7 protein-coding genes are annotated in these 5,953 nt (G+C 65.9%); 1 reads left to right on the top strand and 6 read right to left on the bottom strand.

The genetic code is table 11. The annotated features are described in order from the left end of the window. From VMR03_RS07325 to VMR03_RS07300, 6 genes are all read right to left on the bottom strand, one after another. Window positions 1-267 (bottom strand): CDP-alcohol phosphatidyltransferase family protein (locus VMR03_RS07325; protein ID WP_325403740.1); only part of this gene is annotated, 267 nt, incomplete at its 3' end. A gap of 89 nt (window positions 268-356) precedes the next feature. Continuing rightward, window positions 357-2,336: an excinuclease ABC subunit UvrC gene (gene uvrC, locus VMR03_RS07320; RefSeq protein WP_325403738.1), complete on the bottom strand. Its 1,980-nt coding sequence runs from the start codon at window positions 2,334-2,336 to the stop codon at window positions 357-359. Between the two features lie 410 nt (window positions 2,337-2,746). Further along, complete coding sequence (folB, locus tag VMR03_RS07315) at window positions 2,747-3,154, bottom strand: dihydroneopterin aldolase (protein WP_325403736.1); 408 nt, start codon at window positions 3,152-3,154, stop codon at window positions 2,747-2,749. Window positions 3,155-3,179: 25 nt separating this feature from the next. Next, window positions 3,180-3,938 carry an SDR family oxidoreductase gene (locus tag VMR03_RS07310; RefSeq protein ID WP_325403734.1) on the bottom strand — a complete coding sequence of 253 codons (759 nt, stop codon included), beginning with the start codon at window positions 3,936-3,938 and terminating at the stop codon, window positions 3,180-3,182. After that, window positions 3,935-4,294, bottom strand: a complete 360-nt coding sequence (locus VMR03_RS07305; RefSeq protein ID WP_325403733.1) for a cupin domain-containing protein — start codon at window positions 4,292-4,294, stop codon at window positions 3,935-3,937. The genes VMR03_RS07310 and VMR03_RS07305 overlap by 4 nt, the downstream gene beginning before the upstream one ends. A gap of 48 nt (window positions 4,295-4,342) precedes the next feature. Next, entirely contained in the window at window positions 4,343-4,804 is a 462-nt protein-coding gene (locus tag VMR03_RS07300) for a lysozyme inhibitor LprI family protein (protein ID WP_325403731.1), read from the bottom strand. A gap of 136 nt (window positions 4,805-4,940) precedes the next feature. Between VMR03_RS07300 and VMR03_RS07295 the strand changes: the two genes are divergently transcribed. Then, a partial coding sequence (locus VMR03_RS07295; protein WP_325403729.1) for a GNAT family N-acetyltransferase occupies window positions 4,941-5,953 on the top strand: 1,013 nt, incomplete at its 3' end.

The following is a 5,953-nucleotide window of genomic DNA, read 5'->3' as shown; positions in this document are numbered from 1 at the left end:
CGCGATCGTGCCCGCCCGGGTCAGCGCGAGGAGGACCGCGGCGACGAGCAGCTTGTCGGCGATCGGATCGAGCATCCGCCCGAGATTGGATTGCTGCGCCCAGGCGCGCGCGAGATAGCCGTCGAAGAAATCGGTGATGCCCGCCAGCACGAAGATCGCCAGCGCCCACCAGCGCGCGGCGTCGCCGTCGAAATAGAAACAGGCGACCACCGCCGGCACCATGACGATGCGAGCATAGGTGAGAAGATTGGGCAGGTTTGTCGGCATTCGCGCCTCGTGATTGGGGTGGCCCCCCGTGCCTGGCCAGCATAGCAAAGTTGCGTCGTCTGTCAGCGGGCGGCGCCGTTATTTATCCGCTATTTGGCGGATGTATCGGGGCTGCCGTGAAAGAAATCGTAGACCGTGCGCGCGACTTTCGCGCTGATCCCGTCCACCGCTTCGAGATCGGAGAGCCCGGCCCGGGCAACGGCGCGCGCCGACCCGAAATGACGCAACAAGGCGCGTTTCCGGCCCGGTCCGACGCCTGGCACGTCGTCCAGCGGGTTGACGCCGATCGCTTTCGACCGCCGCGCGCGATGGCTGCCGATCGCATAGCGATGGGCTTCGTCACGCAACCGTTGCAGGTAATACAGGACAGGATTGCGCGGCTCCATCATGAAGTCGCCGCGTCCCGGCATGAAGAAACGCTCGCGGCCCGCGTCGCGCTCCGGCCCCTTGGCGACGCCGACGACGGCGACGCTGTCGATGCCGAGTTCGGCGAGCACGTCGCAGGCGATCTTCAGCTGGCCCGCGCCGCCGTCGATCAGGATGAGATCCGGCCAGTCGGGAAATTCCTTGCCGCGCGCCTTTGCTTCCGCCTCGCTCTCGCCATCCTCGGGGCGAGGTTCCTCTTCGCCGGTTGCCTCGCCGCTCTCTTTCAGCAGGCGCGTGAAGCGGCGCGTCAGCACCTCGCGCATCATCGCGTAGTCGTCGCCGGGTTCGACTTCGCTCTTGATGTTGAATTTGCGGTACTGCGATTTCATGAAGCCCTCGGGCCCGGCGACGATCATGCCGCCGACGGGATGCGAGCCCGAGATGTGGCTGTTGTCGTAGACCTCGATGCGCTGCGGCGTCTCGGCAAGGCCGAAGGCCTCCGCGACGCCTTCGAGCAGCTTGCGCTGCGTCGAGCTTTCGGCGAGCCGGCGGCCGAGCGCCTCGCGCGCATTGGTCAGCGCGTGGTCGACCAGCTCGCGCTTCTCGCCACGCTGCGGCACGCCGACCGCGACCTTGCGCCCCGCGATGATCGACAGCGCCTCGGCGAGCAACCCCTTGCCCGGTACGTCGTGGCTTAGAAGCACGAGACGCGGCGGATGCCGGTCCTCGTAGAACTGCGCGAGGAACGCGTCGAGCACTTCCGCGGTCTCCAGCTCCTTGTCGTGGCGCGGGAAATAGGCGCGGTTGCCCCAGTTCTGTCCGGCGCGGAAGAAGAAGACTTGCACGCAGGTCTGGCCGCCTTCCTGCCAGGCGGCGAAGACGTCGGCCTCCGTCAGCGTCTGCGGATTGATGCCCTGATGCTGCTGGACTTGGGTCAGCGCGCGGATGCGGTCGCGGTAGATGGCGGCGCGCTCGAAATCGAGCGCGGTCGCCGCCTCTTCCATATGGGCCGCCAGTTCCTTCTGCGTCTTGCGCGAGCGGCCGCGCAGGAAGTCGCGCGCCTCGGCGACGAGTTCCGCATAGCCATCCTTGTCGATGACGCCCGTGCAGGGTGCGCTGCAGCGCTTGATCTGGTGGAGGAGGCAGGGCCGTGTGCGGCTCTCGAAAACGCTGTCGGAGCAGGAGCGCAGCAGGAAGGCCTTCTGCAGCGCATTGAGCGTCGCGTTGACCGCGCCCGCGCTCGCGAAGGGGCCGAAATAGTCGCCCTTGCGCGAGCGGCTCCCGCGATGCTTCACCACCTGCGGAAAGTCGTGGTCGCCGGTCAGCAGGATGAAGGGGAACGACTTGTCGTCCCGCATCAGCACGTTGTAGCGAGGGCGCAGCCGCTTGATGAGGTTCGCTTCGAGGAGAAGCGCGTCCGTCTCCGTCGCGGTCGTGATGAATTCCATCGACACGGTCGAGGCGATCATCCGCGCGATACGGTTCGTGTGCCCGAAAATCTTGGTGTAGCTCGCGACGCGCTTCTTCAGGCTCCGCGCCTTGCCGACATAAAGAAGATCGCCGGTCGCGTCATACATGCGGTAGACGCCGGGACTGTCGGGAAGCTGCTTCACCTTCTCCGCGATATAGGCAGCGCCGGTCGTCGCCGCGTCGTTTCCCGCGCCGCCGGCCTCCTCGATTTCGCTGTCGTTCCGCTCGCTCATCGCTTCTCGCAGGTGCGCCGAAACCAGCCTTCCGCTAAGTCCCGGATTTCGTTGGTTTCCATGGTAGCGCATCCGACACGCACATCGGATTCGCCTAAAAATCGAGCCATCCGACCTGTGGATAAGTTTGTTGAAACTCTTGGCCGGACAAGTGTCAAGTTCTTGCCACAATTAGTTTTTGTGACGCCCAGCCGTTAATTGTGACGAGGCTAACTAATTGATTCTAAACATATTTCTTCTTTTTTAACGCGCGGGGCCTGCCGCCAAATCAAATCCAAGTCAAGCAAATTCGCGTTTTCCGGGCCGGATAGTTGCTGTGCACAAATGCTCCGTACCCGTCGCGGGATGCAATTCAAATCATTGATTCCATTGTCGCTTTTGGCAGTCGTTCTGGCCCGGTGCCAAGAGCCTTATAAGGGGGTTCTGGCCCGCTCGATTTCGACGCCGACGCTGGCGGCCTCCGGGATCGCGGCGAGCTTCTCGATCCGCACCCGGGCGACGGTCACGCGCTCGTCCTCGAGGCAATCGGCGGCGACCTTTTCGGCCAGCGTTTCGACGAGGTTGAGATGCCCGCTCGCGACCAGCGCCTTGATCCGGTTCACCACCGTCTCGTAGCAGACGACATTGGCGAGTTTGTCGCTATGCGCGGCCTCGCTGACGGTCAGATCGACATTGACCCGGATCGGCTGCGTCCGGCCCTGTTCATGCGCATAGACGCCGATATGCGCGTCGAGCAGCAGGTCGCGCACGAAGACGTGTCGGATCGCGCGGGCCGCGTCGGCGATCTTGAGAGGCCTGACGTTTTCGGACTGACTCATGCTGTAACTCGCTGTTCCGGCCTATTTACTCAGGAATGCCGACGACGTCCGGCGTCTCCCACGCAAGGTGCTGACCGCCGTCGAGCGCGATCATCTGTCCGGTCATCGCGGGCGCGGCGAGAATAAACCGAATGCCCGCGCAAATCTCCTCCGGCGTGGTGCCGCGGCGCAAAATCGTCGCGGCCGCCTGACGGTCGAAATCCTCGCGCGCCTGACGCGCGTTGGCGAGCGTCGGTCCCGGCCCGATGCCGTTGACGCGGATATGGGGTGCGAGCCCCTGCGCGAGAAGGCGCGTCAGGTCCCATAACGCCATTTTTGACAGCGTATAGCTCAGAAAGCGCGGATTGGGCCGCCAGACGCGCTGGTCGATGATGTTGACGATATTGCCGTCGGCGCCCGCCGGAAGCTGCGCGGCAAAGGCCTGCGCGAGAAAGGCCGGCGCGCGCAGATTGACGTCGATATGCTCGGTCCAGGAGGCCGAAGTCATCGTCGCGGCCTCGTCGGGCTCGAAGACGGAAGCATTGTTGACCAGCAGAGTGAGGGGCCCGAGCGCCTTCGCGGCGTCGGGCACGAGCCGCGCGGTGGCGTCATGATCCGCAAGATCCGCTTTCAGCACGACGGCGCGAGCGCCCTTCGCCTCGATCTCGGCGAGAACCTGCGCCGCATCCTCGTCGGCGCGGTCGTGGCGGATGCAGAGCGCAACCGACCAGCCGTCCTCGGCGAGCGCCAGCGCGATTGCGCGGCCGATGCGCCGCGCGGCGCCTGTGACGAGAGCGGCCTTCACGCGGTCTCTCCCGGCAGATAGATCGCGTAATGCTTGCGCGTTCGTGTCACGACGTCCCACGTGCCTTTGAAACCTGCCGGAATGACGAAGGCGTCGCCCGCGCGCACCGTGGTGACATGGCCGTTCTCGTCGGCGATGCGGCTCTCGCCTTCGAGGATGTGGCAGAACTCCGCCTCTTCATATTCGATGCGCCAGGAACCGGGATCGGACTCCCAGATGCCGGAGAAGAAACGACCGTCATCCGTTTCATAGGCGTTCCAGGTGCGGTTGCGCGGCTTGCCGGAGACGATGCGGTCCGGCGCCGGCGCGCCCGTTTCCGGCTCTCCCCGCGTGTCGATGTGTATGAGTGACGGCATGACCCCTCCCTTGGCGGAGGGACTTTAGCATGGGCGGAAGCCCCGCCATCAATCCGTCGGCAAGTTTTCCGAGAGCGCGGGTTGGCCGGCCGGCGCGATCCTGGCCGCAAGTTCGGACAGGACCTCCACCCGCCGTCTGGTCACATCGACCTCGCACATCAGCCGCTTTGCACTGCTCGACTGCGTGCCGGCGGGATCGAGCTCCTGCTCCATGCCGCATTGCGCGTCGCGATAGGCGCCCCAGGACTGCTGCGCCTGATCGAGAGCGGCGCTCACCTGCACCCGTCGCGCATCGTCCGCGATGCCGGCGATGCGTTCCTTGACCCGTTTCATGGCGTCGGCGAGCGCCTGTTGCTCGGTTGCCGCGCGGCCCGTCAGGCAGGCGGCCGTATCGACATGGGTTTCCTTCGCCGTGCAGTCCTCCTCGGACCCGGCGGCGTGAGCCGGAAATCCGGCAGCAAACCCCGCCGCGCAGGCGAGGAGGGCGAGGACGGCTGGTGAAATGCGCAACGGCTGGACTCCCCATTGGTTGATCCCGATGGACACCTAACGCGCTGGCCGGAGTCTTGCTCCGAAAGAAGCGAAGGCGCGGCCCCGTCCACAAACGGAACGGGAACTGTGCCGGAACGGCGCGGGAAGCGGGATTATGGATATGACGAGCGAAGAGGACGGGATCAGGGACGCGGCGGCGAGGCCGCATCCGCTCTCGCCGCGTCCCGCAACGGCACTGCGTACCGGTTCCGCACAACGTCCCTTCGACCGCCGCGCCGCGACCCGCGGCGCGCTTGGCTTCAAGCTCTTCACGTCCTTCCTCGAGGCCGAGGCCACCTGGCGCCGTTTCGAGGCCGAGGCGGTGGGCACCGGCTTCCAGAGCTACGACTGGCTCGCCGCCTGGCATGCAGCGGTCGGCGCGGCCGAGGGCGTCGAGCCCGCCATTCTGATGATTTCGCTCGGCGATCGCCCGTTGATGCTCGCGCCGCTCGGCATCGAGCGCCGCATGGGCGCGCGATGCCTGGTCTGGCTCGGCGGAAGGCTCGCCGACTACAAGGGGCCGTTGCTCGCGCGCGACTTCGCCGAGCGCCTGCCGGTCGGACGCTTCGCCGCGCTCTGGCCGAAGATCGTTCGCTCGCTCCCGAAGCACGATGTCGTTCTGTTTGAAAATCAGCCGGCGCGGCTCGGCCGGCTCGCCAATCCCTTCGTCGCGCTGGGCGGCGAAATCGCCGCCGATGCCGGCTATCTCTTCGCGCTGCCGGCGAACCCCGACGAACTCTCCGCCCGCTTCCGGCCCGAGACGCGCCGCACCGACCGCGTCAAGGAGCGCAGGCTCGGCGAGCAGGGCGAACTCGCCTTCCGCATCGCGAAGACGCCGACCGAAGCCCGCGCCATGGCCCGTATCATCCTCGACGCGAAGGCCGCGCAACTCCGCGCGCAAGGCATCGTTTCGATCTTCGAGGACGAAGCCCACCGCGCCGCCTATCTCGAACTCGCCTCGCTGCCTTGCGAGGACGGGCTGATGCATCTGCAGGTCGCCTCGCTCACGCTCGACGGCGAGATGATCTCGGGCAGCATCGCCCATATCTGGCATGGCCGCGCCACGCTGATGGTGCATGTCTACGATCCGCGTTTCGCGAAGCTCTCGCCGGGCCGTCTCCATCTGCT

This window comes from Parvibaculum sp., from assembly GCF_035511255.1.
In the GTDB taxonomy this organism is placed as follows: domain Bacteria; phylum Pseudomonadota; class Alphaproteobacteria; order Parvibaculales; family Parvibaculaceae; genus Parvibaculum.
This window is presented reverse-complemented; position numbering and strand designations above follow the sequence as displayed.